We start from the raw sequence: 26,690 nt of genomic DNA, 5'->3' as shown, positions 1-26,690 counted from the left end.
AACCCGCCGGACAGTGCCGGCGGGTTCTCTATGCCTCACCCGCGTGGGGTGCCGGCAACCGGCGGGCCGGTGCAGGCAGGACGCTGGCAATCAGCGAACTCGGCTAAGTGGCAATTAACGGCCGTTGTTGCTGGTGTTGCCGGTCGATTGCGACGAACCGTTGTTCATGTTGTGCGACGAGCCCGACGACGAGTTCGAGTTCGAACCCTGGCCCGACGCACCGCCGCCCACGCCCAGGCCCAGGTTCAGGCCGGCACCGGCATTACCCTGGCCGGAGCCCGAGTTCGACGAGGACGACGAACCGTTCGACGAGCCGGTCGACGAGTTGCTCGAGCTGCCCGAGCTGTTCGAACCGCTGTTACCGTTGTTACCGTTCGTGCCGTTCACCATGCGGTCCACGGCGTTGGTCGAACGGGTGCCCGACTGCTTCGATGCCGAGTTGCTGTTCTGGCCGGAGCCGCTGGCGCCAGCGCCCAGGCCCAGGTTCAGGCCCACGCCGCCGTTGGCCTGGCCGCTACCGTTGCTGTTGTTCGAGCTGTTTTTCGATGCCGACGAGCTGGACGAGTTGTTCTGCGAGCCGCTGTTGTTCTGGGCGGTCTGAGCGAAGGAAGCGCCAGCCATCGAGGTGGCAAGAATGGCTGCAGCGATGATCGATTTACGCATGGTAGTTCTCCTGTTTTCGCGCCTTGGCGCTGTTATGTTTCTAAGTAGGTTTCGAAGGTCTGGTAACTCGTTTGCGTTACCGTGAGACGAAGATTACCGGGCTCTTCAATCGTTAAACATCGGCGTTCAGTCCCTGTCGAGGTGGGAACAGTCCTACTATCAAGGAAACATTCTCAAACGAAAAAGGCCCTGAAAATCAGGGCCTTGGAAAACACTGTCAACTCTTGGTTTTTATTTTTGTTACCATCTGGAATTTAATAAACCTTATTTCAGAGGGTCGAATCCGATTATCTGGCGTCATTACCAAGCCGAAAAAGGATGGGCAATCAGATTCGAATTGAGATACCTCTGGTCGTCGGTCACGTCCTCGCCCACCCATTCCGGCTTCTCGAATGGCGTGTCTTCCGACGGCAATTCGATTTCCGCGACGATCAAGCCCGCATTCGCGCCCAGGAATTCATCGACTTCCCATGTGAATCCCGCATGTTCGATGCGACGCCGGTACTTTTCGATGATCGGCTGCTCGCACAGGCGTTCGAGGAATTCGGCCGCATCGGCCATCGGCAGCGGATATTCCCATTCGCCGCGCGTGATGCCGACCGACTTGCTCTTGATCGTCATCACGGCATGATCGCCCTCGATACGCACCCGCACTACACGCTCCGGATGCGACGACAGGTAGCCCTGGCGCAGCAGCACGGGCTTGCCCTGCGCGCGCCAGCCATCACCGCGCACCAGGAACTTGTGCTCGATCTCGACGCCCATCTCAGTCTCCCAGCGCCAGCAGGATCGGCTGCAGGATGGCGGCGCCCAGGGCGGCGCTGCGCGCGCCGTTCCAGCCGACGCTCGGCACCGGCAGGTCGGCGTTGTCCTTGAACGGCATCTCCAGCGTCAGCGCCAGGCAGCCGAAGTGGTGACCCACGTACTTGGAGGCCAGCGTGAGCATGTCTTCCTTGTACTTGCTGACCGGGTAGCCGATGCGGTCCTGGAAGTCCGGGCTGGCATTCTTGTAGCGTTCGATGAAGGTCTGCTGCGTGGCGGCGCGCTCCGCGCTGAAGTTCTCCAGCATCTCGTTACCGGCCACGAAGTTGTACGGCAGCGCCTCGTCGCCATGGATGTCGAAGAACATGTCGACACCCGTCTCGTGCATCTTCTGCTTCACGCACAGCACTTCCGGCGAGCGCTCCAGGGTGGGCGTCATCCATTCGCGGTTCAGGTTCGCGCCCGCGCCGTTCGTGCGCAGGTTGCCGCGCACCGAGCCGTCCGGATTCATGTTCGGCACGATGTGGAACACGCAGCGCTGCAGCAGCTTGCGGGCGATCGGATTGGCGTCGTCCAGCAGCGCATCGATCAGGCCTTCCACATACCATTCGGCCATCGATTCGCCGGGATGCTGGCGGGCGATGAACCAGATCTTCTTCTCCGCTTCCGGGTTGCCGATGGTGACCAGGTTCATGTCGCGGCCATCGACGGTGGAGCCCAGGTCCTGCACGCGCGCCAGCGGATGCTGCGCCACTTCGCCCAGCAGGCGCAGGTGGCGTTCCCACGAATACGGCTCGAAGTAGGCGTAGTAGACGCTGTCCAGCTCCGGCGTGTGCCGCACGGTCATCACCTGGCCGTCGAACGAGGTGGGCACGCGGAACCAGTTCTCGCCGTCGTAGCTGGCGCAGGCGTTGTAGTCCTCGAAGCCTTTCGGATACGTGGCCTGGCCGGCGTTCAGGAAGTGCATCGTCAGCGCCTTGCCGCGCGCACCCTGCACGCGGTAGTGGAACCACTGGTTGATGTCGGCGTGCGAATCCTTGCGCAGCTTCAGTTCGATACTGGCAGGATTCTCCGCGCTCACGACGTCGATCGCGCCGGAGTCGAAGTTGTGGCTGATTTTGATGGTCATTGTCGGGGCCTTGGGTTGAGGTGGCGTCATTGTCCTCGCTTTGGCGCGTGAATGCAAAAACGGCCGAGCCCGTGTCCGCCACGGGGTCAACCCCGAAATCGGACACGGACCCGGCCATTCCTTGTCGCTCCCGGGCAAGCCCCGAACCGAAAAAGCGCTCAGGTCTGCCAGCGCTACAAGGTCGAGCTCGTGTCCGAAAATGGGGTTGACCCCACGGTGGACACGAGCTGGACCGTCTTAGTCGACGTTGCGGCCGCGGGCTTTCAATGCGGCGCGCACGCCGGCACCGTAGGCGACATCGGCCTTGTCGAAGTGGCCCAGCTGGCGCTGCACGATCTCGTCCGAGACCTGCGACAGGGGACCGGCCAGGTTGTCGCACAGGGCCTGGCGTTCGGCGGCGTCCAGCAGGCGGAACAGGTTGCCCGCCTGGGTGTAGTCGTCGTCCGTGCCGCGCGGGTCGTAGCGGCCCGCCGCGCCATCGAGTGCCAGTGCCGGCTCGCCATTGCCGAGGCCTTGCGGATTGGTGCCGCCCGCTTCGACCGTGGCGTAGTTCTGCTGCGCGCCGCCGTTGGCGAAGGCCATCGCACCGTCACGCTGCTGGTTGTGCACCGGGCAGCGCGGCGCGTTCACCGGCAGGTACTGGTGGTTGGTGCCCACGCGGTACAGCTGCGCATCGTGGTAGGCGAACAGGCGCGCCTGCAGCATCTTGTCCGGCGAGTAGCCCAGGCCCGGCACCACGTTCGATGGCGACAGCGCGGCCTGCTCCACTTCCGCGTGGTAGTTCAGCGGATTGCGGTTCAGTTCCAGCACGCCCACCTGCTGCATCGGGAAGTCGCCGTGCGGCCACACCTTCGTCAGGTCGAACGGGTTCCAGCCGGTGCGCTGTTCCCACGCTGCCAGCTGGGCCTCGGTGGCCACCTGGATCGACAGCGTCCAGCGCGGGAAGTCGCCGCGGGCGATCGCGTTGAACAGGTCGCGCTGCGCGTAGTCCGGATCGCTGCCGGCGATGCGCGTGGCTTCCGCTGCGGTGAGGTTCCTGATGCCCTGCTGCGTGAGGAAGTGGTACTTCACGTAGACGCGTTCACCGGCATCGTTGATCATGCTGTAGGTATGGCTGCCGAAGCCGTGCATGTGGCGGTAGCCGTCCGGCGTGCCGCGGCTGGAGAACAGCGTGGTGACCTGGTGCAGGCTTTCCGGCGCCTTGCTCCAGAAGTCGAACATCATCGTGGCCGATTTCAGGTTCGTTTGCGGATCGCGCTTCTGGGTGTGGATGAAGTCCGGGAACTTGATGCCGTCCTTCAGGAAGAATACCGGCGTGTTGTTGCCGACCAGGTCCCAGTTGCCTTCTTCCGTGTAGAAGCGCAGCGCGAAGCCGCGCGGATCGCGTTCGGTATCGGCACTGCCCTTCTCGCCACCGACGGTGGAGAAGCGCAGGAACGTGTCGGTCTGCTTGCCGACCGACGCGAACAGCTTGGCTTTCGTGAAGCCGCGGATGTCGTGGGTGACGGTGAAGGTGCCATAGGCGCCGGAACCCTTGGCGTGCACCACGCGCTCCGGAATGCGCTCGCGGTTGAAGTGCTGGAGCTTTTCGACCAGGTGGAAATCCTGCAGCAGCAGCGGACCGCGCGGGCCGGCGCTGGCGGAATTCTGGTTGTCGGCGACGGGAATGCCGGAGGCGGTAGTGATAGGCGGCTGGCTCATGCTTTGCTCCTTGATGTGAACGTAGGGAAATTTTACGTTCGCATTAAGGATTGGCAAAGTCAATTGATTAAATCAACACAATAGCTATTTCCAATGGCAGAGTAATGTTTCCATAAAAATGGGGACAGACCCCATTTTTCAGGCAACAGTCTGGTGGCCGCTGCTACAGCCGGAACGACAACCCGACCGTGACCGCGTGGTCGGCAGTGTGGCTGTTCAGGCCGCGGGAGTACATGGCATCGAGCTGGCAGTCGCGCGTGAGCAGCCAGGCGACGCCCACATCGGCCTGGGCCTGCGTGCCGCCGTTCTTCGCATGGGCGATCTGCGGCGCCGCGAATTCGGCGAAGGTCTTGAAGTGATCGTTCCAGGCCTTGTCCAGCACGATGCCGAAGAAGCCGTTGACGCCATGCGAGCCATCGTCGTTCTTCACCCGCGTGAGGCCCGGCATCACGCCCAGCGACATGTCCTGCGGCAGGTCCCATTCCGCGGACATGCCCAGCGCCGGCTGCACGCCATTGCCGCGGAAGGCCGGCGAGCCCGTGTCGAGGTCCGCTTCCAGGGTGAAGCCCACCGATGGACCGCCCTCATCGGCGTCGCGGGCATGCCACTTGATGCCGATGACGTCGTCCGCCCAGCCCCGCTCGCGGGCGCGCGTTGCGCCGTCGACGCGGTGGCGCACGCGGCCGTCCGTTTCGGCGCGCAGTTCCAGCGTGTCCGACACGCCTACCCGCAGCAGCACGGGCGTGCTGGTGGTGCGCTCCTTCTCGCCGGCGTCGCGGTTGCGTTCCAGCGCAAAGCCCGTCTCGACCTGCACGGTGCCCTTGCCCACCACATCGGCGGAATTGACGAAGTCCGGCCGGTCCGTGCTGATCGGCTCATCCTGCTGGGCGAGCGCGCTCAGTGGCGCCAGCGTGGCGCACAGGAGAAGGCAAGAAGGGAACGGGCGCAGGGACATCGAAAACTCCGGAACGTTGAATAAGACAGGAAAGGCGACAGTCTAGCGCCGCAGAGGCAACCCTGCCGTCCCGTTCACGGCATGCGGCCCGTGCGCAGGGCGTAGGCCCACTCCGGCCGGCCATTGCGCTCCGCCAGCGCCGCGGCAGCGCCCCAGTCATACGGCACCGCGATGTGCTCGACCAGCCAGCCCTGCCGCGTGCGTTCGACGATCGCATAGCGGGCATGCGGCGTATAACTCTCGGCCTTGTGCGGCCACGGCTGGTCGTCATCATAGGCCTGCAGGCCGACGCTGCCGGGGTTGACGACGAGGCGCCCGTCATCGAGCTGCATGCTGCGCGCCACGTGCGTGTGGCCGCACAGGACCAGCGAGGCCTGCACCGTGCCGGCCCGCTCCAGCACCTCGGCGTAGGTGGCAGGCCGCTGCCCTGCTTCCGTCACGGTCTCCATCCAGTACACCAGGTCGGAGGACGGCGTGCCGTGCACCAGCAGCACATCTTCCGCCAGCCGCAGCGTGGCCGGCAGCGAATGCAGCCAGGCCCGCTGCACCGGGGTGATCTGTTCATGCGCGTAGCGGTCCGAAGCCCCCATCTTCTCCGGCACGTGCATCAGCACCTGCCGCTCGTGGTTGCCGGCGATGGTCGGCATGTCCAGCCCCATCAGGCGCCCCGCCGTTTCGCGCGGCTGCAGCGGGCCCGAGAGAATGTCGCCCAGATTGACGGTGACGGTCACGCCGCGCCGCACGATGTCGGCCAGCACCGCGTCCAGCGCGCCCAGGTTGCCGTGGATATCCGAGATTGCCGCGATTTTCATGTGCGCCTCCGCCGTGGAACCGTCAGTGTAGCGGGACTGCGGTGCTCAGCGCGGTGTTCAGGCATAGGCCAGCAGCCGCCCGCAACCGATCACGCCCACCCACAGCAGCAGCGACAGCAGCGCGTGCACCTTCGCACCGACTGGCGCGGCGGCCCCCACGTCCCAGCGCGCCACGCCCCGATAGACGCCCAGATGAAACGCGGCCGCGTTGATGCCGGCGGCGGCGATCAGCGCCAGCTTCAGCTGGAAGGTGCCATTGGCCGCGAATTGCGCCGGCTGGCTGGTGAACATCAGCAGCCCGGCCGGCACGATCAGCAGCAGGCTGCCGATGGCCCAGGGCAGCAGATGCCGGCCCAGTGCGCGCACCGGCAGCCCCCGCGCGCAACCGAGCACGCGCAGGTCGAACATCGCGACGGCGCCGACCAGCAGCGCGAAGCCCACGATGTGCACCGTCTCCACGAGCGGGTACAGCCACACGCCCTCCCGCATCGCAGCGGCCAGCGGCGTGCCGGCCACCCATGCGGTCCAGGATGGCGGCAGCAGCGTGTTCACCACCGCAGCGATCAACGCAGCTCGGTGGTCTTGTCGCCGATCGTGATGCGTTCGGCGCGCAGCTCATCGGGCTTCGTCCGGTGCGGGTAGCCATGCACGGTGGCCTGCGCGCCCGCCACCAGCGCCGCCTTCGGCAGGCCGCGGCCCTCCATGCGCGATGGCGGGGCCAGCACCACATGCCAGGTCTTCCCGGCCGTCTTCAGTTCGATGAAGCCGTGCGGCTGCGTGTAGCCGCTGGCGGCGATCGTGCCGGCGAGGTCGAGCGGTTTGCCGGCATCGTATTCGCTCCAGCCGTGGTGGGCAAAGGCGGTGACGGACAGGGTGGCCAGCAGGGACGAACCCAGCAGCAGGGGCAGGAGGCGACGGCGTTTCATGCGGTTCTCCGGTGATCGTGGCGGTGCTTGAACTGTAAACGATCGGCCGGAAACCGCAACGGTATTCGATTGCCGCGGGGCCGGCGGCTGCCGGCCCCGAATCAGCTTGTTGGCCGCCAGGCACATTGAAGCGACAAAGGCCAATCCGCGGATTGGCCTTTGTCCTTACCACCAACCGCGCAGATGAGCAGCTTACTTCAGCACGGGCAGCTCGATATAGCTCTGCGCATCCCCGGCATGGTGGAGGACGTTATCGGCGACCACGCCCGTCTTCTCGCTCTCGTTCGGGCCGCCGGTGTTCAGGTTGCGCACGAATTTCGGGAAGTTCGAGGACGTGACTTCCACGCGGATGCGGTGGCCCACGCCGAACTGCGTGGCCGTGGTGATCGGCGTCGGCTTGATCGTGTAGACCCCGCCCGCCGTCATCATCTCCGGCTTGTCGTAGCCGTTGCGGTAGCGGGCGCGGAAGATCGTGTCGCCCAGGATCCAGGCCGTGCCGTCCGGCGCGACATCGACCAGCTTGACGGCGAAGTCGGTGTCCTTCGCGCTGGACGAGACCTTCAGCACCGCATCCACATAGCCCGCCACGTCGATCGCCTTGGTCAGCGGCTCGCTGGTGTAGACGAGCACGTCGCCCCGCGCCTCGACCGGACGCTGGTCGAACGCGCCTGGAATCACGACGCCACCATTGCAGCAGTCGCCGCCGCCGATCGTCTGCACCGGGTTCATCGGATCGTAGCGGTAGCGGTCCGGCGCCTCGTTCGCCGGCGGCGCTTCGGCCACCAGGCGGCCATCACCGTTCAGCGAGTTCGCGTTGCCCTGCGAGCGCAGGTACAGGCGCATCGGCTTGGCGTTCTGCGGCGGCCACTGCGCCGATTTCTCCCAGCGGTTCGCGCCCATCATGAAATAGCGCACATGCGGCGTGGTCGATGGGAAGGCCTTGCCATCGCCTTTCAGCCAGCGGTCGAACCAGCCATAGACGGCGCCGTCGACATCGAAACTCGTGTCGCCCATCGCGCGTTCGCCCACCACCGTGTCCGGACCGAGCTTGGCGTACTGGCAGTGCGGTACCGGTGCCACGACCGCGTACTGGTTGGCGGCCGCTTCCTTGTCCGTCTTCGAAGCACGCGCGATGTTGAACAGCTCCAGGTTCGGGCCGATCGACACGTCGTACCAGGAGTTGAACCACAGCGCGGGCACGCCCCAGCCCATGTCGTCGTGATACAGGCCGCCCTGGCGCCAGGCCGGATCGGCCGGCGTGCGGCCGATGAACTGCTCGAACGTGGCCGGCGGCTCGCCCAGCGCGGTGAGCATCCGGTCCACCGGCAGGTGCCTGATCTGCTTGTTCCAGTCGACCTTCGGCTTGGTGGCATCCAGGTCGTTGTAGGCCTCGATGCGGGCGCGCAGCTTCTCGTCCTTCAGCGCGTCGAACGGCAGCTCGGCGCGCAGCGGGTTGTCGACACCGTACAGCCAGACGAAGAACAGGTTGCGCGGCACGCCGCCCGTGTACCAGTTGCCCTGCTCCTGGAAGCGTCCCACCTTGCCGATGCCGGCGCCGGCCGACATCGGCACCATCGCCGCATGCGCCGGGTGGTTCAGGCCCGCCAGCGCCAGCTGCCATTCGGCCGACGACGAGCAGCCCAGCGTGCCCACCTTGCCGTTCGACCAGGACTGGTCGGCGATCCAGGTGAGCGTGTCGTAGCCGTCCGTCTGCGGCTTGCCCAGGATCTCCCACTTCCCTTGCGAGAAGTAGCGGCCCCGTTCGTTCTGCACGATGAAAGTGTAGCCGCGCTTCACCGATTCCAGCACGTAGCGGTAGGTACCGCCGCGCAGCTTGTGTTCGTTGTACGGCGTCTTCCACAGGATCGTCGGCAGCTTGCCCTTGGCGTTCTTCGGCGTGTAGATGTCGGTGGACAGCGCCACGCCATCGCGCATCGGCACCATCACGCCCAGCCGCGACACGGCAAGCTGCGAGAGCTCCTTCTCCATCGCTTCGGGGGTGTACTTGGAATAGTCCTGCGCCAGCGCGGCGGGGACGTGGGACATGACCAGTGCGGCCGCAACGACGCGCGCGATGATCTTTTTCAAGGGCTCTCCTGCTGTGGGATTGTCGATAGCAAGCCGCAACCGTGGACTTACCGTGAAACAATTGTAGCAGGAGGCATGGTGGATTTTGCACTGATACTTACAGACCCAAATAAAGTCCGTGCGTGTTGATGAGCCCGTGTCATGGTGCCAGGCACCGTGACACGGGCTCGACAGCAGCCAACGGCGCAGGCGTATTTCGCGGCCTCGGCTAGAATTTCATTTTTGAAGTATTAATACTGAAGTATCAGTCGCGCCAACGCTGCCCATGACCCTCGCCCTGCCCCGCCATGACGAAGCCGAACGCCTTGCCGTGCTGGATTCGTACGGCATCCTCGATACGCCGACGGAGAAATCGTTCGACGATGTCGTCAAGCTGGCCAGCCAGCTCCTCGACGCGCCGATCGCCGCCGTCAACCTGATCGCGGAGCACCGGCAGTGGTTCAAGTCGGAGGTGGGCCTGGGCACGCGCGAGATGCCGCTGGATAACTCCATCTGCAAGTTCGCCCTGCTCGAAGAACACCAGCTGGTCGTGCCGGATACGCGCGAGGACGAGCGCTTCAGCTGCAACCCGCTGGTGGCGGGCGAGCCGGGCCTGCGCTTCTATGCCGGCGAGCTGCTGAAAACCCGCGACGGCGTGCCGCTCGGAACGCTGTGCATCCTGTCGATGGAGCCGCGGCCGCACGGTCTGACGGAGCAGCAGCAATTCGCGCTGTCGACGCTGGCCCGCCAGATCATGAACCAGATCGAGCTGCGCAAGGCGCTGAACGACCAGCACGCGCTGATCGTCGAGCAGGCAGCCGCCCAGCAGGCGCTGCTCCTGGCGGACCAGCGCAAGGACGAGTTCCTGGCCATGCTGGCCCACGAGCTGCGCAACCCGCTGGCGCCGATCACGTCGGCCGCCGCCATCCTGTCGACCTTCGATCTGGACGGCGCGCGGGTGCGCGCCACCAGCGCCATCATCGCCCGCCAGGCCGGCCACATGACGGCACTGATCGACGACCTGCTGGACGTCTCGCGGGTCACGCGCGGCAAGGTGGAGCTGGAACTGGCGGAGCTGGACGTGAAGGATGTGATCGCGGATGCCATCGAACAGGTGCGCCCGCTGATCGCGCGGCACGGCCACCGCCTGGCGGTGCAGCTCGCGCCCGGCCACGCCACCGTCAAGGGCGACCGCAAGCGGCTGGTGCAGGTGATGACGAACCTGCTCAGCAATGCCGCCAAGTACACGCCCGATGGCGGCAGCATCGACATCGCGCTGGAGACCGGCGCGGAGACGCTGACGATCGCCATTCGCGACAACGGCATCGGCATGTCCGCGGACCTGATCGCCAATGCGTTCGACCTGTTCTCGCAGGGCGCGCAGGGACTCGACCGCAGCCAGGGCGGCCTGGGCATCGGACTGGCGCTCGTGAAAAGCCTGCTGCAGTTGCACGGCGGCTCGGTCAGCGCCAGCAGCGCGGGACGCGGCACCGGTACCACCTTCACGGTGCTGCTGCCGACAGCCGGCACGATGGCGGCACCCCGGCCTCCTGGCCTGCCCGAGCGTGCGGCGCCCACGTCATCTGCCCTGCGCATCGGCATCGTCGACGACAACGAGGATGCCGCCATCACGCTGGCGCTGCTGCTGGAAACGTTCGGGCACCAGGTCGCGATCGCACATACGCCGAGGGTGGCGCTGGAGACATGGCCGGCATTCGCGCCGGACGTCTGCCTGCTCGACATCGGCCTGCCGGAAATGAACGGCTTCGACCTGGCGCGCGCGCTGCGCCGCGATGGCGTGACGCATGCGGTGCTGATCGCCGTCACCGGCTACGCGCAGGAGAAGGACCGGCAGGAAGCGCTGGCTGCGGGCTTCGATGAACTGCTCGCCAAGCCGATCGATCTCGAAGCGCTGAACGGCACGCTGCAGCGCGTGGCCATCAATCGCAAGCCGCCGGCGTAAGCGCCTCGCGGACCGGCGCTGGTCAGGCTGATCCGCGCGCCTGCCCATTTGGTCCGCTCGCTAGCTCATTCGGTCCGCTTATTTGCTCGCCAGCTCCACGTTCGCTGCCAGCCGGGCCCAGATATCGGCACCGACCTCCGGCCGGCCATCCGGCGCCCGCAGCGACAGGAAGAATACCTCGTTCTTCACGCCCGTCGCCATGTACATGAAATAGGCCGGCTGCAGCGTGGTACCGCTGATCATGGAGACCATCACGGCCGGATGCTTGCCCGTCTTGAACTGCCTGATCTGGACATTGGCCGCCACGGTGCGCATCTTCGCCACCGAACCCGGATCGTCGATGCCGTAGAAGACCTGGTGGCGCGCGTCGTACGTGACGTTGGTCGCCGTCGAACCGGTCATGTAGCCGCCACTGGTCGGCAGGCTCGCCGCGGTGGCCGTGATGGCATCGGCCGGCCGCATCCAGTACGTGTAGCCCATCCGCTTGATCTGTGCCGGCGCATAGTCGACCGGCACCGGGATGTTCAGTGCGATCTGCACCGGCAGGCGGTTCTGCATGAACTGGTTGACGGGGATGTCGCGGGTCTTGATGGGGGCGGCCGGCTGCTTGGCTGCCGCCGGCGCTGTTGCCGATGCTGTTGCCGATGCTGCGGGCGCGGCCCAGGCCGCGGTGGAAAAGGCGAGAACGCCAGCGAAGAGAATCGATTTCATTGGAACCTTGGGTCATCCATCATGTGAACAGTGTCCGGTGACGGCCTCCGAAGGCCGCTTTCCAGACGCATCTTACATCGTGCCGCTCCGTGTTCCGCTCCGGCGGTACATGCCGCCATGTTCGAAAGTGGCGCTGCGCCAGGGCACTGCAATATACTGGATGTTCGCCAACCCGAGGCCCGTCACATGAAGACAGCCGTATTCAGCGCGCGCCGCTATGACAAGACCATGCTCGCCCGTGCCAATGCCACGGCCGGCCATGAACTGCGCTTCCTCGAAGACCGCCTGACCGCGGCCACGGCATCACTGGCCGCGGGCTGCGCTGCGGTATGCGTGTTCGTCAACGATACGGTCGATGCGGAAGTGCTGGCGATCCTGGCCCGGCAGGGTACGCAGCTGGTGGCCACCCGGTCGACGGGCTACAACCAGATCGACGCGGCGGCCGCAGAGCGGCTCGGCATTGCCGTCGTGCGGGTGACGGACTACTCGCCCCATTCGGTCGCCGAATTCGCCGTGGGGCTGCTGCTGGCGGTCAACCGCAAGATCGCCCGCGCCAGCGTGCGCACCCGCGAAGGCAATTTCGAACTCGACGGCCTGATGGGGGTGGACCTGCATGGCAAGACGGTCGGCGTGATCGGCACCGGCAAGATCGGCACCCTCTTCGCGCGGATCATGAGCGGCTTCGGCTGCGCGGTGATCGGCCATGACAAGTATCGTTCGGCCGCATTCGAAGCCCTGGGCGGGCGTTACGTGTCGGTCGAGGAACTGCTGGCCACCAGCGACGTCGTGTCCCTGCACTGCCCGCTGACCGACGAAAGCCGCCACATCGTCAACGCCGCATCGCTGGCCCGCGCAAAGCGCGGCTGCATCCTCGTCAACACCAGCCGCGGTGGCCTGATCGACACCCATGCCGCGACCGAGGCACTGAAGACGGGCCAGCTTGGCGGCCTGGCCATCGACGTGTACGAGCAGGAAGCCAGCCTGTTCTTCCAGGACCTGTCCTCGACCATCATCTGCGACGACGTCATTCAAAGGCTGGTGTCCTTCCCCAACGTGATCGTCACCGGCCACCAGGCTTTCTTCACCGAGGAAGCGATCGGCCAGATCATGCAGACCACCATCGACAGCATCAGTGCCTTCGAGCGCGGCGAGGCGCTCGTCAACCGGATTCCTGCAGCCTGACCCGGCAGCGATAAGGGCCATCAAAAATACTTCAGCCAGGCGATATCGCGCCGGCGCGCCTTCAGCCGCGAATACCAGGCGGTCGGCACGTACAGCACCGGCAGCAGCACCGCGTACCACGGCCAGATCCAGTTGAAGTCATCGAGCCCGAAGCTCACGCCGTGCGTCGGTCCCCATATCAGGAAGGCGATGTGGTACAGCGCGCGCAGCACATACATGTGCAGGATGTAGAAGAACATCGGCGCGCCGCCGAAGACGGCCAGGGCGTTCAGCCAGGGATGTCCCTGCCACCGTTCGAACAGGGCCAGCAGCGTCACGCCCACGCCCAAGGTCTGCAGCAGGAACAGGAACGACGGCGGATACTTGGTCAGTGCGATGAAGCCCATGAACGTGTGCAGCGTGGAGTCGCCGGCCACCCAGGGCCTGTCGCCGTAGACGTTCAATGCGCGCAGCACGACGAACGCCACGAGCATGCCCACGCCCAGCATCAGCAGGCGGCGCACGCGCCCCGCGCCATCCCTGTCACGCTCGAACCAGGTGCCGAGCAGGTAGCCGAGCACGATCACGCCGATCCACGGCAGCACGGGATACGAGGTCCGGGCCGCCGCGCCGAATGGCAGCGCGATCATGTCGCGCTGGTGCAGCAGGGCCCAGGCCGTAAAACCCGGCTCGGAAGGCTGCAGGTGGATCGGGTCGAGCAGGTTGTGTCCAGCGACGATCAGCAGGCCAAGCACGAGCAGCAGCTTCTTCGGCAGATGAATCAGCCCGGCAAGCGCGATCATGCACACGCCGATGGCCCAGATCACCTGCAGCCAGAAGGTCACCGGCAGCTTGACGGTCCACGCTGGCGTGATCAGCACGACATCGATCGCCATCAGCAGCAGGCCGCGCTTGACGAGGTAGGCCGCGGTTTCCGCCTTCGTGTGATGCTGGCCGTACAGGTAGGCCCCCAGGCCCGTCAGGCCCACGAAAATCGGTGCACACAGGTTGGTGAAGATCCGCATGAAGAACAGCGCCGGCTCGACCGTCACCGGGTTCACCGGATCGCTCACGTTCATGTACAGGTACCAGTTTTCGCGGAGATGGTCGATCAGCATGATCACCATCACGAAGCCGCGCAGCGCATCGAGGCTCTGCAGGCGGCGCCGGCTGGTGGCGGCGGCCGGCGCATCGACGCGCTGCGTCGGTCGTTCGTTCAGCGTGGCGTGTCCCATTGGGCTCTCCCTCTCGATTGCGGTGGTTGCGTGGCGGCGGCCTTGCCCTCGCCGATGCCTCGCCGTGGGAGTAACACCGACGCGCCGGATGTCCTGCCAAATTCCGGGCAACAAAAAAGCCACTCAAGTGAGTGGCTCCGATGTGAGGTAAGTCTTTGAATCTATTGGTCGGGGCGAGAGGATTCGAACCTCCGACCCCGTGCACCCCATGCACGTACGCTACCAGGCTGCGCTACGCCCCGACGAATGGCACATTATAGCAGAGCGTTGGGTTTTTGCCATGAGCTTTTGCGCCTGGAACGAGCGCCGCCACCCGCCGGAGTGGCCGGATGGCCACCCTCGACGCGGCTTAAACGTAGCGTACGGCGATGTCCGTCAGCCCATCGACATGGCCGACGATCGTCTGGCCGCGCTGCACGGCGCCCACGCCTTCCGGCGTGCCGCTGAAGATCAGGTCGCCCGGCTGCAGCGTGAACAGCGTGGACAGGTTGGCGATCGTCTCGGCGATCGACCAGGTGAGGTGCGTGACGTGGCTGGACTGCTTCGTCACGCCATCGACCGTCAGCGAGATCGCGGCATCCTCGACGCCCGGCACGTCGGCAGCGCGGTGCACCGGGCCGACCGGCGCGGAAAAGTCGAACGCCTTGCCGATTTCCCACGGCCGGCCGGCATCCTTCATCTTGCCCTGCAGGTCGCGGCGCGTCATGTCCAGGCCCACCGCGTAGCCGAAGACGTGGGAATGCGCGTCGGCCACGGCGATGTTCGCGCCGCCCTTGCCGATGGCGACCACCAGCTCGCACTCGTAGTGGAAGTTGCTGGTCTGCGGCGGAAACGGCAGCTCGGCCGTGGTGCCCGGTGCGACCGGCACGACGGCGTCCGCATCGCCCGGTTTGCTGAAGAAGAACGGCGGTTCGCGGTCCGGGTCCGAACCCATTTCGCGGGCGTGGCCGGCGTAGTTGCGGCCCACGCAATAGACGCGGCGGACGGGGAACCGGGTGTCGCCGCCGGCGATGGCAAGGGAGGCCGCCTGGTGCGGCGCGAATTCGAACTGGATACTCATGGTGCTCCGAAAATAAGTGGGTTCAACTGAACAGCAGCGTGCGCAGCGCGAGCTGGAACGATGCGATCAAGGGCTCCGGGTCCAGGTCGGGGTTGTGCGTGGCGCGCACGGGCAGGCCCTGGAACATCGTGATGATAGCGTTCATCCGGCCTTCCAGCACGGCGTCATCCACCGGCAGCCCATGCTGTTCGCGGCCAGCCTTCAGGATCGCGCAGAACTGCGCACGCGTGCGGCGGTCCGCATCGTGCACGACATCGGCGATCTTCGGATTGCGCGAAGCCTCGGCGGTGATCTCCAGCGGCAGGATCCACTTGGCGCGCGCCAGGTCGTCGCGCACGCTGCGCGGCACATCGTCGAGCATCGTCTGCAGCGGGTCCGCCTGCGATTCCAGGTCGCGCAGCATGGCCGAAACGCGCTGCACGTTTTCCTCCACGAAGGCGATGATGATCGCATCCTTGCCGTCGAAGTAGTTGTAGATGTGGCCGGCGCTCATGCCGGCCGCCTTCGAGATCTCGGCCATGCTGGCGCCATGGAAGCCGCTGCGGCCGAAACACTCGGCGGCGGCATCGAGCACCTGGCGGCAGCGCAGGCGCGCCTTTTCCGGGTCGTGATGGCGTTTTTCGCCGGGTTTATCAATACTGTTCATAAGTCTTTTCCGGGGTTCCTGCCCCTGCCATTGGGCATGATGCCCGCCGGTTCTTCAAACGGATCGCGCCGGATGCGGCACGGGTGCTATCATTTTCTCCACTGCCCTCCGCGCAAGGACGACCATGTCAACCAGGACTTCCCGCACGATCGAAATGCGACCGGCGGACCGCGCCGACCAGGCCTTCATGGAACAGCTGTTCGCCAGCACCCGCAGCGCGGACCAGCGCATGGACGCCTGCGATGCGCGCACCGAAGCCCTGCTGATGGCGCTGCAATTCCGCTCCCGCCAGGCCCAGCTGCACATGCTGCATCCCTATGCCGAGGTGGCCATCATTGCCGAGTGCGAGCGCCCGATCGGCGCGCTGCACGTCCATTACGGTTCGGACGAGATCCGCATCCTCGATTTCAGCCTGCTGCCTGCCAGCCGCAACCGCGGCATCGGGCTGGGCCTGCTGCGCAGCCTGCAGGCCCAGGGCGTGCGGATGCGCGTGCCGGTGCGGCTGGAAGTGCTGCCCGGCAGCCGCGCCCAGCGCCTGTTCCAGCGCTGCGGCTTCACGCTCAACGGTGCCAACGGCCTGTACCTGTGCATGGAGTGGCAGCCGCCGTTGCTGACGTAGTCACTACCGCTTTCGCATTTGGTTCCTGTCTGCGAACCGCTGACTGCGACCGTCGCTCCCGGGGGTTAGGCGCGGCCTCGCAGACAGTGCTTTAGCACGGCAAGAGGCTGCAACAACGCCATACGCCCGTTTCGGCGGTCGCCTATTGCCAGCCGCCGCCCAGGACCTTGTAGAGCGTCACCTGGTTGCTTGCCTTGGCCAGCCGCGCACTGATCAGGTTCTGCTGGGCCGCATACAGGTTACGCTGCGACACCAGCGCGTTCAAGTACGTGTCCGCACCCTTCTGGTAGCGCGCTTCGCGGATGCGGTAGCTCTTGTCCGAAGCTTCCACCAGTGCTGCCTGCGAAGCCACCCGCTCGTCCAGCGTGCCGCGCTGGGCCAGTGCATCGGCCACTTCGCGGAATGCCGACTGGATCGACTTCTCGTACTGCGCCACGGCGATATCGCGGTCGGCACGCGCCACGGCCAGGTTGGCCTGGTTGGCGCCGGCCGTGAAGATCGGCAGGTTCACCTGCGGGATGAACGACCACGTGCCCGAACCACCCTTGAACAGGCCGGACAGCTGGTTGCTCGCGCTGCCGGCCGATGCCGTCAGCGAGATGCTCGGGAAGAAGGCGGCACGCGCCACGCCGATATTGGCGTTCGCCGCCTGCAGCGAACGTTCCGCGGACAGCACGTCCGGACGGCGCTGCAGCACCGTCGACGGCACGCCTTCCGGCAGGTCCGCCAGCTGCGTGACCGGCTGCACCGCATCCTGCGGCAGCAGTTCCGGCGCCACCGGCGCACCGGCCAGCAAGGTCAGCGCGTTCTGGTCCGCCGCCACCTGGGCGGTGTAGATGGCCATCTCGCTGCGCGCCGCTTCCACCGCCGTCTGCGCTTCGTACACGTCCAGGCCGGACGTGGCGCCCGCGTCGAAGCGGCGCTTGCTGAGCTCATACGAGATCTGCTGGCTTTTGAGCGTGTCCTGCGCCAGGCGCAGGCGCTCCTGGTCGGCGGCCAGCGTGAGCCACGCATTCGCCACTTCCGAGACGAGGCTGATCTGCTGCGAGCGGCGCGCTTCCTCGGTGGCGAGGTACTGCTGCAGCGCCGCTTCGGACAGGTTCTTCACGCGGCCGAAGAAGTCCAGCTCGAACGCGGAGATGCCCAGGCCCGCGCTGTACGAGCGGGTGATGTAGCCTTCGCCCGTCGCGGACAGGTTGTCCGGGATGCGCTGCGCCGTCTGGCCCACCGAGGCGTTCACCTGCGGCAGGCGGTCGGCGCGGGTCACGCCATACAGCCCGCGCGCCCGCTCGATGTTCAGGATCGACACGCGCAGGTCGCGGTTGTTGGCCAGCGACAGTTCGATCACCTGGCGCAGCTTCGCGTCGGCGATGAAGTCGCGCCACGCGATGTCGGCCGCTTCCTTGCCGTCGGCCGACTGGCTGCCCGGCTTGTAGGCATCGCCCTGCGGCCAGGCCTGCGTGACCGGCGCGGCCGGACGTTCATAGATCGGTGCCAGGCTGCAGCCGGTGATCAGCGCCAGCGCAGCGAGGGAAATCAGGGACTTGTTCATATCAGTGCGTTTCCTTAACGATGGTGCCGGCGGCCGGCGGCGCATTCTTGTCGTCCGCGGTTCCTTTACCTTTGGCTTTGCCCATGGCCCAGCTGCGCACCAGCACGAAGAACACCGGCACGAAGAAGATGCCCAGGAAGGTTGCTGTCAGCATGCCGCCCAGCACGCCCACGCCGATGGCGTTCTGGCTGCCCGAACCGGCACCGCTGGCAATGGCCAGTGGCAGCACGCCGAGGCCGAAGGCGATGGACGTCATCAGGATCGGACGCAGGCGCATCTTCACCGCGTGCAGCGTCGCTTCCTTCAGATCCTGGCCGGCTTCCTGCAGCTCCTTGGCGAATTCCACGATCAGGATCGCGTTCTTCGCCGCCAGGCCGACCACGGTCAGCAGGCCCACCTGGAAGTACACGTCGTTCGCCAGGCCGAACAGCCAGGTGCCCAGCACGGTACCGATGATCCCCAGCGGGATCACCAGCAGCACCGAGAACGGCACCGACCAGCTTTCATACAGCGCGGCCAGGCACAGGAACACGATCAGGATCGAGATCGAGTACAGCGCGGGCGTCTGCGAGCCGGACTGGCGTTCTTCCAGCGACACGCCGGTCCATTCGAAACCGATACCGGCCGGCAGTTGCGCAGCCAGCTTTTCCATCTCGTCCATCGCCGCGCCGGACGACACGCCCGGTGCCGGGCTGCCCTGCACGTTGACCGACGACAGGCCGTTGTAGCGCTCCAGGCGCGGCGATGCGTAGATCCACTCGCCCGAGGCGAACGCTGAGAACGGCACCATCTCGCCGGCATTGTTCCGCACGAACCACTTGTTCAGGTCTTCCGGCAGCATGCGCGAATCGGCCTGGCCCTGCATGAACACCTTCTTCACGCGGCCACGGTCGACGAAGTCGTTCACGTAGGACGAACCCCAGCCCACCGACAGCACGCGGTTCACGTCCGCCACCGCCAGGCCCAGGGCCGTGGCTTTCTGCTGGTCGATCGTGATCTTGTACTGCGGCGTGTCTTCCTGGCCGTTCGGACGCACGCCGGCCAGCAGCTTGCTCTGTCCCGCCATGCCCAGCAGCTGGTTACGGGCCGCCATCAGCGCCGCGTGACCGACGCCCGACTGGTCCTGCAGCTGCATGTCGAAGCCGGAGGCGTTACCCAGTTCCAGCACGGCCGGTGGTGCGAACGCGAACACCATCGAATCGCGGAACTGCATCAGGGCACCCATGGCGCGGCCGGCGATGGCGCTGACGCGGTTTTCCTTGCCGCCGCGCTCGGACCAGTCCTTCATCCGCACGAAGGCGATACCGGTGTTCTGGCCATTGCCGCCGAACGAGAAGCCGGCCACCGCGAACACGGAAGCGACGTTGGCCTTCTCCTGCGTGAGGAAGTAGTTCTCCACCTTCTCGATCGTGCGCAGCGTGCGTTCCTGCGTGGCGCCCTGCGGCAGCTGGATCTGCGAGAACAGCACGCCCTGGTCTTCTTCCGGCAGGAAGGAGGTCGGCAGGCGCAGGAACACGACCGCCAGCACGCCCAGCAGCACGAGGTAGACGATCATCGATGGCGCGCGGCGGCGGATCATCGTGGCGACGGCGCCCTGGTACTTGTCCGTGCCCTTTTCAAAGGTGCGGTTGAACCAGCCGAAGAAGCCGCGGTTGGTCAGGTGATGGCCCTTCTCGACCGGCTTGAGGAAGGTGGCGCACAGTGCCGGGGTGAATACCATGGCGACGATCACGGACAGCACCATCGCCGAGACGATCGTCACGGAGAACTGGCGGTAGATAACGCCGGTGGAGCCGCCGAAGAAGGCCATCGGCACGAACACGGCGGACAGCACCAGCGCGATCCCCACCAGCGCGCCGGAGATCTGGCCCATCGATTTCTTGGTCGCCTCGTTCGGCGACAGGCCTTCTTCCGTCATCACGCGTTCGACGTTCTCCACCACCACGATCGCATCGTCGACCAGCAGGCCAATGGCCAGCACCATCGCGAACATCGTCAGCGTGTTGATCGAGTAACCGAGCGCGGACAGGATGCCGAAGGTCCCCAGCAGCACGACCGGCACGGCCATCGTCGGGATCAAGGTGGCGCGGAAGTTCTGCAGGAACAGGTACATCACGAGGAACACCAGCACGATGGCTTCGGCCAGCGTCTTGACCACTTCCTCGATGGACAGCTTGACGAACGGCGTGGTGTCGAAGGCGACCACCGCCTTCATCCCTTTCGGGAACAGCTTGCCCATGTCCTCGATCTTGGCCTTCACGGCTTCGGCCGTGTCCAGCGCGTTGGCGCCGGTGGCCAGCTTCAGGGCGATGCCGGTGGCCGGCTTGCCGTTGAAGCGCGCGACCGTGTTGTAGTTCTCGCGGCCCAGCTCCATCTTCGCCACGTCGCGCAGGTGCACGGTGGCGCCGCTGGTATCGGTCTTGAGCAGCACGGCGCCGAACTGTTCGGCGGTCTGCAGGCGGCTCTGCGCCGTCACGGTGGCGTTCAGCTGCTGGCCCGGCACGGCCGGTGCACCGCCCAGTTCACCGGCGGAGACCTCCGCGTTCTGGGCCTGGATGGCCGTGATCACGTCGGCCGGCGTCAGCTGGTAGCTCTGCAGCTTGGTCGGGTCGAGCCAGATGCGCATCGCGTACTGGGAGCCGAACAGCGTCACGTCGCCCACGCCCGCCACGCGGGAGATCGGGTCGAGCACGTTGGCCGCCACGTAGTCGCCCAGGTCGGCGTTGTTCATGGTGCCGTCCTCGGACACGAAGCCCACCACCAGCAGGAAGTTCTTGGTGGCCTTCGAGACCACCAGGCCCTGCTGCGTGACGGCGGTTGGCAGCAGCGGCGTGGCCAGTTGCAGCTTGTTCTGCACCTGCACCTGGGCGATGTCCGGGTTGGTGCCGTTGGCGAACGTCAGCGTGATGCCGATGCCGCCGGCGGAGTCGGAGCTCGACGACATGTAGCGCAGGCCGTCGATGCCCTTCATCCGCTGTTCGATCACCTGGGTGACCGCGTCTTCCACGGTCTTGGCCGAAGCGCCCGGATAGGAGCCGGTGATCGAGATCGAAGGCGGTGCGATGCTCGGGTACTGCGCGATCGGCAGGCCCCGGATGGCCAGCACGCCCGCGAGCATGATGACGATGGCGACCACCCATGCGAAGATGGGCCGGTCGATGAAAAATCTTGCCATGAAAGGTGCTCCTGATTAGTTCGTCGCGCCGGCATTGGCGGCCGACTTGGCCTGGGCCGTTGCGGTCGTGCCGGGCTGCGCGGCGGTTGATGCCACGGCGCGCGGCTGGCCCTGGGCCGGTGCCGGGTCCTGCGCCACGGTGGCGGGTGCGCCCGGCTTGACCTTCTGCAGGCCTTCGACGATCACGCGGTCGCCGGCGGCCAGGCCGGATTTGACCAGCCACTTGTCGCCCTGCGTGCCGGCGGTCTGCAGCACGCGCTGTTCGACCAGGCCCTGCTTGTTCAGCACCAGCGCGGTGGCTTCGCCCTTCTGGTTGCGCGTCACGCCCTGCTGCGGCACCACGATCGCATCTTCGTCGATGCCGTTTTCCACGACGGCGCGCACGAACATGCCCGGCAGCAGATCATGCTTCGGGTTCGGGAACAGCGCGCGCAGCGTGACGTTGCCGGTGGTCGGGTCCACGCTGGCATCGGCGAACTGCAGCTTGCCTGCCTGCGCGTAGGTCGACCCGTCGGCCAGCTTCAGCGTGACCTTGGCCTGGCCGCTCTGCTTCAGGCCACCGTTCTCCAGCGATTTCTTCAGGCGCAGCAGCTCTTCGCCGGACTGCGTCACGTCGACATAGATCGGATCGAGCTGCTGCACGACCGTCATCGGCGTTTCCTGGCTGGCCGTGACGAGGGCGCCGGCGGTGACATTGGAACGGCTGATGCGGCCGGAGATGGGCGACGTCACGCGCGTGTAGCCGAGGCTGATGTTGGCGGTCTGCAGCTGGGCCCTGGCCGATTCCACGTCCGCACGGGCCTGCGCTTCGGCGGCCACGGCATCGTCGTAGTCCTGGCGGCTCACGCCTTCGATTTCGACCAGCTCCTTGTAACGCTTGACGCGCGGCGTCGCCGTCAACAGGTTCGCCTGTGCGCGGGTCAGGGCCGCCTTGGCAGCGCTGGCCGAAGCCTGGTAGGTCGCCGAATCGATCGTGTACAGCGGCGTGCCGGCCTTGACATCGGCACCTTCCGTGAACAGGCGCTTCTGGACGATGCCGGCGACCTGCGGCCGCACTTCGGCGATCTCGTAGGCGGACGTACGGCCCGGCAGCTCGGCCGTCACGGCCAGCGGCTGCTGGGTAACGGTGTAGACGGCCACCTGCGGCGGCGGCATCTGGCCACCCTGGGCGCCCGCAGCGGCCTTCTTCTTGTCGGAATCGCAGCCGGCGGTCAGGGCCGCCGCAACTGCGAGGGAAAGGATGCCGGCCGTACGCAACGGCAGGCGGAATGGAGTGTTGTTCATAAAGACTGAACCTTCTTGATTGGAGGAACCGCGCGGGTAGAATGAACGATCATTCTAATACATTTCCGAAACATCTGCACTACTGACCCGAAAGTCACCAACGGCAACGGCCGAGTTCGTGTCCCACCCTGGGGTCAGGCGCCAAAGTAGACACGGGCTCGACCGTTGCAAACGATGTCAACCGCCTGCCAACGGTCGAGCTCGTGTCACTGTCGGGGTCAGGCACCAGGGTGGATACGGACTCGACCGTTGCAAACGATGCCAGCTCGAACCGGGAGTTGCTGAGCTCGTGTCTCGGGGCCAGGCACCAGGACATCTCCATGGCCGAGCCCGTGTCACAGTGCCTGGCCCCAAGTGACACGAGCTCGGCCATGGAGACGATAGCAACATCGTGTCGCGCCGAGGTCGTTTGGCCGTGACGGATTGGACACGAACTTGGCCGTGACAGGCGCGAGTTATGCTTGGGAAATGCCGGTCGTGGCGCGACAACAAAAAAGCCTCCCGGCCAGAGGCGGGGAGGCTTCGTGGGGCGATACGTGCGATCAGGTCGTGGTAGTGACCGGCACGAACGCGAACGACAGGTTCTGCAGGTAGACGCTGCTGGCGGCTTCGTAGCCGGAGTCGATGCCGAACAGGACCCATACCTTGCCCTCGCCATCCGTCTTGACCTTGATGCCGGTGAAGTTACGCAGCAGCTTGGAGGCGTACTTGTTCGAGCCGTCGCACGGCAGGCCGTTGGCGATATTGCCCAGTACCATCGACGCGGCACCGGCCGTGGCCTGGTTGCCCCGGTCGATGTTCAGGCGCACGTCGCCATTGGTGGTGACGGCCTTCGGTTCGGTCGGCGAGGCGGCGGCGATCACGTAGACGGATTCGCCGGGCGCGCCGCCCACGCCCATGCAGCCGGTCGGCGCGCTGCTCAGCAGGTTCAGCGACTGCACGCTGAAGGTGTATTCGGTGTTTGCCACCAGGCCGGTGATCTGCTTCTTCACGTACAGCAGCAGGTCGTCGCTGCGGTTGGTGCCGGAGACGAAATAGGCCTTTGCATCGGTGGCGTAGTTGCCCAGTGCCGCGATGCCGCGCTGCTCGAACACCACGCCGGTCGGCGCCGTATCGGTCGTGTAGTCGCTCGATTCGCCGGTCCAGCCGCCCAGTCCCTGGTTGAAGTCCTGCGTCAGCAGCACGCTCGCCGCGACGGGCGTGGCGCCGGTGGAGGTGTCGGCCGGATCGTCGTCGTCGCTGCCGCCACAGGCGGCCAGCATGGCCAGGATCGCTGCCGACAGTGCGGTCTTCCAGTTACAGGTCATCTCTTCTTCTCTCTCTATGCGGACATGGGATGCAAATAGGGTGGCTATGCGGGGCGGATGCGCAACGCCGCAACAACATCGCAATGCGTGCGCGCGCGGCGCCGTTTTAAAAACGCGCGCGCGTGCGGCGCCATTTTAAAAAGAATGGCGCCGCTCGTGTGACTTATATGGGACGTTATTGTAACGAGTTGTGTACCTGTCACTTCCAGTCGCCGCGCAGCGCCAGCACTTCGCGCTGCAGCAGCTCCGGCGTGACGGATTCCGGCGCCACGGGTGCGCCAACGGCCAGCGCCAGCCGCGAACGCAGGCCCTTGCGGAAGGCGCGCTCGAACAGATTGTCCGTGCTGCGCGACAGCAGGTGGCCCCACAGCCCGCGCAGCGCCATCGGAATCACCGGCACCTGCGAGCGCTCGATGATCTTCGTGATGCCGCCCTTGAATTCATTGATCTCGCCGGTCGTCGTCAGCCGGCCTTCCGGGAAGATGCATACCAGCTCCCCGTCATGCAGCGCGTGGGCGATGTCGACATAGGCCTTCTCCAGCAGCCACGGGTCTTCCTTCGACGGTGCGATGGGAATCGCCTTCCCGGTGCGGAACAGCCAGCCCAGGATCGGCGTGGCGAAGATGCGGTGGTCCATCACGAAGCGGATCGGCCGCGGGCTGGCGGCCATGATCACCACCGCATCGACATAGCTCACGTGGTTGCAGACGAGGACCGCTGCACCCTCCTTCGGAATGCGCTCCGCCTCGATCACCTTCACCTTGTGCACCGTGTGGATCAGCAGCCAGGCCAGGAAGCGCATCAGGAATTCCGGCACCAGCGAGAAGATATACACGGCCACGATGGCGTTCATGACCGCCGTGGCGAGGAACAGCTCGGGTATCGTCAGCCCCTGTCCCAGCAGCAGGATGGCCACGCCGGCCGCCGCCACCATGAACAGCGCGTTCAGGATGTTCATGCCGGCGATGGTGCGCGACAGGTGGCGCGGATCGCAACGCAGCTGGATCAGCGCGAACAGCGGCACGATGAAGAAGCCGCCGAACACGCCGATCATGATCACGTCGAACACAATGCGCCAGCTACCCTGCTGCGCCAGCATGCCCAGCGCGTCCAGTGCCACCGTGGCGCTGACGGCGTGGCCGCCATAGCCGGCGCTGGCGAAATACAGGTCGATACCGAACAGCGACAGGCCGATGGAGCCGAACGGCACCAGGCCGATCTCCACCTTGCGGCCGGAGAGTTTTTCGCACAGCAGCGAACCGGCGCCGATCCCCAGCGAGAACACCGTCAGCAGCAGCACGAACACGCTGTGGTCGCCATGCAGGTAGGTCATCGCATACACGGGGAACTGCGCCAGCACCATCGCGCCATAGAACCAGAACCAGGAATTGCCCAGCATGGACAGGAACACGGTGCGGTTGCCGGCCGAGTGCTTCAGGTTGCGGATGGTTTCCGTGACGGGATTCCAGGCGATCCGCAGGTCCGGCATCGGTGCCGGCGTGACGGGAATGCGGTGGCTGGCCACCAGTCCCAGCACGGCAAAGGCGATGGTGATGCCCGCGACGACTTCGATGCCGAGCGAGCCATGCATCACGATCACGTCGCCGAACACCTGTCCCAGCAGGATGCCGACGAAGGTGCCCATCTCCACCATGCCGTTGCCACCCGTGAGTTCGTCGGGTTTCAGCTGCTGCGGCATATACGAGTACTTCACGGGCCCGAACAGCGTGGAGTGCGTGCCCATCGCCACGATGGCCACGATCAGGAGCCACAGCGTGTGTGTCAGCCAGCCCACGGCGGCAATGCCCATGATGGCGATTTCCGCCCACTTGATGAAGCGCACCAGCGCCGCCTTCTCATATTTCTCGGCGATCTGGCCGGACGTGGCGGAGAACAGCACATAGGGCAGGATGAACAGGCCGGGAATCAGGTTCGTCACCATCGACGGCGACAGCGATGTCCAGCTGGCCGCGTCGAAGGTGAGCACGACGATCAGCGCCGTCTTGAACAGGTTGTCGTTGAACGCGCCCAGGAACTGCGTCCAGAAGAACGGCGCGAAACGGCGCTGTTTCAGCAGCGCGAATTGACTGACGTGGTTCGCTTGGGTCATGGTGTCACTCCGGTTGCGACGTTGGGGATGCGGCAGGCTCTGGTGGCGAAAACATACCGCACATCGTCACGCGGGACAATATCGCGGTGGCGGCTCGCAATCCGATAGCGGAGAACCTCAAGGCTTGCGTGCCACGAGGTTGATCAGCGTTTCCTCGCGTACGGCCGGCGGGCGGATGCGGAACACCCGTTCCAGCAAACCCAGGTCCTCGCGGCTCCACCACAGGAAGGGATACGACACGGCGCTGTCCGGCACGTCGAAGCCGGCGCCCCGCACCATGGCCAGGTATTCCGGCGCCGTCTTCTGCACGTCCATCGGATGGGCGAACAGGAAGCGGATCAGCCACGAGTGGATGTAGCGGCGCGTCGACTCGGCGAACAGCAGCACGCCGCCCGGTTTCAGCACGCGGAAGAATTCCGCCACTGCCCGCTCCTGGTCGACGATGTGATGGAAGGTCTGGTGGCAGAACAGCAGGTCCACCGACGCATCGGGCAGGTCGATGTTCGCGCTGGAGCAGCAGATGAATTCCGCCGGAATCTGGTGCGCCGCCGCTTCCCGGCTGGACGCTTCCAGCATCTCCGGTTCGATGTCCATGCCGATCAGGCGGCGCGGCGCGAACCGCGCGTGCAGCTTCGGCAGCGAGCGGCCGTAGCCGCAGCCCACGTCCGCCACCACGTCATAACTCCTGCGGCCGGCCGGCATCATCGGCGCCAGGTCGCGCAGCGCGCGTTCCAGCACGTGCACCGTCCAGGTATGCGTGCGCAGGAACCATTTGCCGAATTCGGTTTCCGGCACGTGCGGTTCCTGCGCGGGCGATGTCCATCCGGGTTGAGCGTTCATTTTTTTTATCCT

The 26,690-nt window shown here is 65.6% G+C and carries 22 protein-coding genes and 1 tRNA gene; 3 read left to right on the top strand and 20 right to left on the bottom strand.

The window, feature by feature from the left end:
* Nucleotides 1-114 precede the first annotated feature (114 nt).
* From IP91_RS10920 to IP91_RS10880, 9 genes are all read right to left on the bottom strand, one after another.
* The gene (locus tag IP91_RS10920; RefSeq protein ID WP_145648994.1) at nt 115-663 is read right to left on the bottom strand and encodes a hypothetical protein; all 549 of its coding nucleotides are present in this window, start codon (nt 661-663) and stop codon (nt 115-117) included.
* A 300-nt stretch (nt 664-963) separates the two neighbouring features.
* Nucleotides 964-1,428, bottom strand: coding sequence for a CYTH domain-containing protein (locus IP91_RS10915; RefSeq protein WP_145648993.1), 465 nt, complete (start codon nt 1,426-1,428; stop codon nt 964-966).
* 1 nt (nt 1,429) lies between these two features.
* The gene (locus IP91_RS10910) at nt 1,430-2,554 is read right to left on the bottom strand and encodes a M14 family metallopeptidase (protein ID WP_145648992.1); all 1,125 of its coding nucleotides are present in this window, start codon (nt 2,552-2,554) and stop codon (nt 1,430-1,432) included.
* A 237-nt stretch (nt 2,555-2,791) separates the two neighbouring features.
* Nucleotides 2,792-4,255 (bottom strand): catalase, encoded by a 1,464-nt coding sequence (locus tag IP91_RS10905; RefSeq protein WP_145648991.1) that lies wholly within the window; start codon nt 4,253-4,255, stop codon nt 2,792-2,794.
* Between the two features lie 163 nt (nt 4,256-4,418).
* Nucleotides 4,419-5,210 (bottom strand): transporter, encoded by a 792-nt coding sequence (locus IP91_RS10900; RefSeq protein WP_145648990.1) that lies wholly within the window; start codon nt 5,208-5,210, stop codon nt 4,419-4,421.
* Between the two features lie 74 nt (nt 5,211-5,284).
* Complete coding sequence (locus IP91_RS10895) at nt 5,285-6,022, bottom strand: metallophosphoesterase family protein (RefSeq protein ID WP_145648989.1); 738 nt, start codon at nt 6,020-6,022, stop codon at nt 5,285-5,287.
* A 57-nt stretch (nt 6,023-6,079) separates the two neighbouring features.
* Nucleotides 6,080-6,589 (bottom strand): hypothetical protein, encoded by a 510-nt coding sequence (locus IP91_RS10890; protein WP_229474255.1) that lies wholly within the window; start codon nt 6,587-6,589, stop codon nt 6,080-6,082.
* Complete coding sequence (locus IP91_RS10885) at nt 6,586-6,948, bottom strand: DUF6152 family protein (RefSeq protein WP_145648988.1); 363 nt, start codon at nt 6,946-6,948, stop codon at nt 6,586-6,588. Before IP91_RS10885 ends, IP91_RS10890 begins: the two co-directional genes overlap by 4 nt.
* 192 nt (nt 6,949-7,140) lie before the next feature.
* The gene (locus IP91_RS10880) at nt 7,141-9,036 is read right to left on the bottom strand and encodes a CocE/NonD family hydrolase (protein ID WP_199754573.1); all 1,896 of its coding nucleotides are present in this window, start codon (nt 9,034-9,036) and stop codon (nt 7,141-7,143) included.
* A 265-nt stretch (nt 9,037-9,301) separates the two neighbouring features.
* Here IP91_RS10880 and IP91_RS10875 point away from each other — a divergent pair, with 265 nt between their 5' ends.
* Nucleotides 9,302-10,978 (top strand): hybrid sensor histidine kinase/response regulator, encoded by a 1,677-nt coding sequence (locus IP91_RS10875; protein ID WP_145648987.1) that lies wholly within the window; start codon nt 9,302-9,304, stop codon nt 10,976-10,978.
* 78 nt (nt 10,979-11,056) lie between these two features.
* Here IP91_RS10875 and IP91_RS10870 read toward each other — a convergent pair whose 3' ends face one another.
* On the bottom strand, nt 11,057-11,689 hold the full coding sequence (locus IP91_RS10870) for a hypothetical protein (RefSeq protein ID WP_145648986.1): 633 nt from the start codon (nt 11,687-11,689) through the stop codon (nt 11,057-11,059).
* 186 nt (nt 11,690-11,875) lie between these two features.
* Between IP91_RS10870 and IP91_RS10865 the strand changes: the two genes are divergently transcribed.
* Entirely contained in the window at nt 11,876-12,871 is a 996-nt protein-coding gene (locus IP91_RS10865) for a 2-hydroxyacid dehydrogenase (protein ID WP_145648985.1), read from the top strand.
* A gap of 20 nt (nt 12,872-12,891) precedes the next feature.
* On the opposite strand, the gene IP91_RS10860 is transcribed toward IP91_RS10865, so the two are convergent.
* From IP91_RS10860 to IP91_RS10845, 4 genes are all read right to left on the bottom strand, one after another.
* Nucleotides 12,892-14,085: an acetyltransferase domain-containing protein gene (locus IP91_RS10860; RefSeq protein ID WP_145648984.1), complete on the bottom strand. Its 1,194-nt coding sequence runs from the start codon at nt 14,083-14,085 to the stop codon at nt 12,892-12,894.
* A 165-nt stretch (nt 14,086-14,250) separates the two neighbouring features.
* Nucleotides 14,251-14,327 (bottom strand) — tRNA-Pro (locus IP91_RS10855).
* A gap of 107 nt (nt 14,328-14,434) precedes the next feature.
* Nucleotides 14,435-15,139 carry a fumarylacetoacetate hydrolase family protein gene (locus tag IP91_RS10850; protein WP_371860616.1) on the bottom strand — a complete coding sequence of 235 codons (705 nt, stop codon included), beginning with the start codon at nt 15,137-15,139 and terminating at the stop codon, nt 14,435-14,437.
* 28 nt (nt 15,140-15,167) lie between these two features.
* Nucleotides 15,168-15,791, bottom strand: a complete 624-nt coding sequence (locus tag IP91_RS10845) for a TetR/AcrR family transcriptional regulator (protein ID WP_145648982.1) — start codon at nt 15,789-15,791, stop codon at nt 15,168-15,170.
* A gap of 124 nt (nt 15,792-15,915) precedes the next feature.
* On the opposite strand from IP91_RS10845, the gene IP91_RS10840 reads away from it, so the two are divergent.
* Entirely contained in the window at nt 15,916-16,410 is a 495-nt protein-coding gene (locus tag IP91_RS10840; protein WP_145648981.1) for a GNAT family N-acetyltransferase, read from the top strand.
* Between the two features lie 142 nt (nt 16,411-16,552).
* Here the strand turns inward: IP91_RS10840 and adeC are convergent, their stop codons facing one another.
* From adeC to IP91_RS10810, 6 genes are all read right to left on the bottom strand, one after another.
* A complete protein-coding gene (adeC, locus tag IP91_RS10835; protein WP_145648980.1) occupies nt 16,553-17,962 on the bottom strand; it encodes an AdeC/AdeK/OprM family multidrug efflux complex outer membrane factor in 1,410 nt (469 codons plus the stop codon).
* A 1-nt stretch (nt 17,963) separates the two neighbouring features.
* The gene (locus tag IP91_RS10830; RefSeq protein WP_145648979.1) at nt 17,964-21,137 is read right to left on the bottom strand and encodes an efflux RND transporter permease subunit; all 3,174 of its coding nucleotides are present in this window, start codon (nt 21,135-21,137) and stop codon (nt 17,964-17,966) included.
* Between the two features lie 15 nt (nt 21,138-21,152).
* Nucleotides 21,153-22,421 (bottom strand): efflux RND transporter periplasmic adaptor subunit, encoded by a 1,269-nt coding sequence (locus IP91_RS10825; RefSeq protein WP_145648978.1) that lies wholly within the window; start codon nt 22,419-22,421, stop codon nt 21,153-21,155.
* A gap of 542 nt (nt 22,422-22,963) precedes the next feature.
* Nucleotides 22,964-23,728, bottom strand: coding sequence for a hypothetical protein (locus tag IP91_RS10820; protein ID WP_145648977.1), 765 nt, complete (start codon nt 23,726-23,728; stop codon nt 22,964-22,966).
* Nucleotides 23,729-23,927: 199 nt separating this feature from the next.
* Nucleotides 23,928-25,838, bottom strand: coding sequence for an MFS transporter (locus IP91_RS10815; protein WP_145648976.1), 1,911 nt, complete (start codon nt 25,836-25,838; stop codon nt 23,928-23,930).
* Nucleotides 25,839-25,955: 117 nt separating this feature from the next.
* Nucleotides 25,956-26,678 carry a class I SAM-dependent methyltransferase gene (locus IP91_RS10810; RefSeq protein ID WP_145648975.1) on the bottom strand — a complete coding sequence of 241 codons (723 nt, stop codon included), beginning with the start codon at nt 26,676-26,678 and terminating at the stop codon, nt 25,956-25,958.
* Nucleotides 26,679-26,690: the final 12 nt, after the last annotated feature.

The sequence above is a fragment of the Pseudoduganella lurida genome, assembly GCF_007830455.1.
Lineage (GTDB): Bacteria > Pseudomonadota > Gammaproteobacteria > Burkholderiales > Burkholderiaceae_D > Rugamonas > Rugamonas lurida.
The sequence above is the reverse complement of the archived record's forward strand: the minus strand, read 5'-3'. Positions and strand labels throughout refer to the sequence as shown.

What these genes read in the sequence shown, in the direction of transcription:
- IP91_RS10920 (WP_145648994.1), bottom strand. Translation starts at nt 663, where the DNA reads ATGCGTAAATCGATCATCGCTGCAGCCATTCTTGCCACCTCGATGGCT.
- IP91_RS10915 (WP_145648993.1), bottom strand. Translation starts at nt 1,428, where the DNA reads ATGGGCGTCGAGATCGAGCACAAGTTCCTGGTGCGCGGTGATGGCTGG.
- IP91_RS10910 (WP_145648992.1), bottom strand. Translation starts at nt 2,554, where the DNA reads ATGACCATCAAAATCAGCCACAACTTCGACTCCGGCGCGATCGACGTC.
- IP91_RS10905 (WP_145648991.1), bottom strand. Translation starts at nt 4,255, where the DNA reads ATGAGCCAGCCGCCTATCACTACCGCCTCCGGCATTCCCGTCGCCGAC.
- IP91_RS10900 (WP_145648990.1), bottom strand. Translation starts at nt 5,210, where the DNA reads ATGTCCCTGCGCCCGTTCCCTTCTTGCCTTCTCCTGTGCGCCACGCTG.
- IP91_RS10895 (WP_145648989.1), bottom strand. Translation starts at nt 6,022, where the DNA reads ATGAAAATCGCGGCAATCTCGGATATCCACGGCAACCTGGGCGCGCTG.
- IP91_RS10885 (WP_145648988.1), bottom strand. Translation starts at nt 6,948, where the DNA reads ATGAAACGCCGTCGCCTCCTGCCCCTGCTGCTGGGTTCGTCCCTGCTG.
- IP91_RS10875 (WP_145648987.1), top strand. Translation starts at nt 9,302, where the DNA reads ATGACCCTCGCCCTGCCCCGCCATGACGAAGCCGAACGCCTTGCCGTG.
- IP91_RS10870 (WP_145648986.1), bottom strand. Translation starts at nt 11,689, where the DNA reads ATGAAATCGATTCTCTTCGCTGGCGTTCTCGCCTTTTCCACCGCGGCC.
- IP91_RS10865 (WP_145648985.1), top strand. Translation starts at nt 11,876, where the DNA reads ATGAAGACAGCCGTATTCAGCGCGCGCCGCTATGACAAGACCATGCTC.
- IP91_RS10860 (WP_145648984.1), bottom strand. Translation starts at nt 14,085, where the DNA reads ATGGGACACGCCACGCTGAACGAACGACCGACGCAGCGCGTCGATGCG.
- IP91_RS10845 (WP_145648982.1), bottom strand. Translation starts at nt 15,791, where the DNA reads ATGAACAGTATTGATAAACCCGGCGAAAAACGCCATCACGACCCGGAA.
- IP91_RS10840 (WP_145648981.1), top strand. Translation starts at nt 15,916, where the DNA reads ATGTCAACCAGGACTTCCCGCACGATCGAAATGCGACCGGCGGACCGC.
- adeC (WP_145648980.1), bottom strand. Translation starts at nt 17,962, where the DNA reads ATGAACAAGTCCCTGATTTCCCTCGCTGCGCTGGCGCTGATCACCGGC.
- IP91_RS10830 (WP_145648979.1), bottom strand. Translation starts at nt 21,137, where the DNA reads ATGGCAAGATTTTTCATCGACCGGCCCATCTTCGCATGGGTGGTCGCC.
- IP91_RS10825 (WP_145648978.1), bottom strand. Translation starts at nt 22,421, where the DNA reads ATGAACAACACTCCATTCCGCCTGCCGTTGCGTACGGCCGGCATCCTT.
- IP91_RS10820 (WP_145648977.1), bottom strand. Translation starts at nt 23,728, where the DNA reads ATGACCTGTAACTGGAAGACCGCACTGTCGGCAGCGATCCTGGCCATG.
- IP91_RS10815 (WP_145648976.1), bottom strand. Translation starts at nt 25,838, where the DNA reads ATGACCCAAGCGAACCACGTCAGTCAATTCGCGCTGCTGAAACAGCGC.
- IP91_RS10810 (WP_145648975.1), bottom strand. Translation starts at nt 26,678, where the DNA reads ATGAACGCTCAACCCGGATGGACATCGCCCGCGCAGGAACCGCACGTG.